This window comes from Streptomyces graminilatus (genome assembly GCF_001418565.1).
GTDB classification, from domain to species: Bacteria; Actinomycetota; Actinomycetes; order Streptomycetales; family Streptomycetaceae; genus Streptomyces; species Streptomyces graminilatus.
This window is the reverse complement of record NZ_LIQQ01000857.1, coordinates 1-1,099: the sequence shown is the minus strand read 5'-3', so window position 1 is coordinate 1,099 and position 1,099 is coordinate 1. Positions and strand designations below refer to the sequence as shown.

At 74.0% G+C, this 1,099-nt stretch carries 1 protein-coding gene; it reads right to left on the bottom strand.

What is annotated here, in order from left to right; all coding sequences use genetic code 11:
• Positions 1-909, bottom strand: a 909-nt coding sequence (locus tag AOK08_RS42265) for a serine/threonine-protein kinase (RefSeq protein ID WP_277816066.1), incomplete at its 3' end; no start/stop codon positions are given.
• Positions 910-1,099: the final 190 nt, after the last annotated feature.

Genomic DNA, 1,099 nt, shown 5'->3' with positions numbered 1-1,099 from the left:
GGGGGCGGCTGTCGGCTGGGGTGCGGGGGGGCGGGCGCGGTCCGGCCAGGGGGCGTGCGGGCGCAGGAAGGGGCGGGTGGGGTCGAGGGGCGCTCCGGTGGGCGTCCCGCGCCCGGGGAGGAGCGGTGCCAGGTGTTCGTACACGTCCTGCGCGGAGGCGGGCCGGTGCTGGGGGTCCTTGGCGAGCAGCCGCAGGACGAGCGCTTCCAGCGACTCGGGCACCTCGGGTCTCAGCCGGCGCACGGGAACCGGCGGCTCGTACAGGTGCCGGTGGAGGACACCGAGGGCCGTCGAACCCGAGAACGGGACGTCGCCGCTGAGGAGTTCGTGGAGGAGTACGCCGAGTGCGTACAGGTCGGTGTACGGGCCGACCGCGCCGCCCATCGCCTGCTCGGGGGCCATGTAGGCGGGCGAGCCGATGGGGGTGCCGGTGTGCGTGAGGCGGGTGGTGTCGGCGTCCATGACGGAGGCGACGCCCAGGTCGAGGACGGTGACCGTGCCGTCCTGCTTCACCATCAGGTTGCGTGGCTTGAGGTCGCGGTGGACGATCGGCACGGCGTGCACGGCGCTCAGTACGGCGCACAGTTGCGCGGCCACCGCGACCGCCCACTGCCAGGGGTACGGCTTGTGCTCGGCGAGGTGACCGGCGAGGTCGGCGCCGTCGACGTACTGCATGACGAGGAACAGCTCCTCGCCCTCGCTGCCCGCGTCGTGGACCGTGACGAGCCCGGGGTGGTCGACCTGCGCGGTCACCCGGCACTCGCGCACGAAGCGGCGGCGCAGCTCTTCGGCCTCCTGACCGGCGACCTTGTCGGGCCGCAGCAGCTTCACGGCCACCCGCCGGTCGAGCCGCTGGTCGTACGCCGTCCACACCTGGCCCATGCCGCCCTGGCCGATGAGCGTGGACAGTTCGTACCGCTCGGCGATGACGCGGCCCGTCGCCACGCTCACCGTCCGCCCTCGGGGCCGCTGTTGCCGTCGTAACCACCGCTGCCGCCACCGTTGCCGCCGCCGCTGCCGCTGCTGTCGTGCTTGCGCAGGTAGTCGCTCAGCTCGTCGAGTTCGGCGCGCACCTGGTCGATGCGGGCGGGCGCGGGGC